Annotated in this window: 1 protein-coding gene; it reads left to right on the forward strand. The window is 55.3% G+C overall.

Features of this window, described 5'->3' with window-relative positions:
* Positions 1–89: 89 nt before the first annotated feature.
* On the forward strand, positions 90–266 hold a 177-nt coding region (locus KZZ04_RS21790; protein ID WP_368735906.1), incomplete at its 3' end, for an FAD/NAD(P)-binding protein.

The following is a 266-nucleotide window of genomic DNA, read 5'->3' on the forward strand; positions in this document are numbered from 1 at the left end:
CTACACATCACTTATCGGCTCTTATTCAACAAGAGCAATAGAACAACTTTGTCAAATGAAAAATGAGCAGCGTTGAAACTGGAGCTCGAATGAATACCAAGACCATCGCGATTATCGGCGCAGGCTTCTGCGGCTCGACGCTGGCCGTACACTTGTTGCGTCACCCGCCGGTCACCGCCTTGAAAATTCTGTTGATCAGCCGCCCTGGCAGCATGGCCCGCGGGGTTGCCTACAGCACCCGCGCCCGCGCCCATGTGCTCAACGTG

Source organism: Pseudoalteromonas sp. CR1 (genome assembly GCF_019392235.1).
In the GTDB taxonomy this organism is placed as follows: Bacteria; Pseudomonadota; Gammaproteobacteria; order Enterobacterales; family Alteromonadaceae; genus Pseudoalteromonas.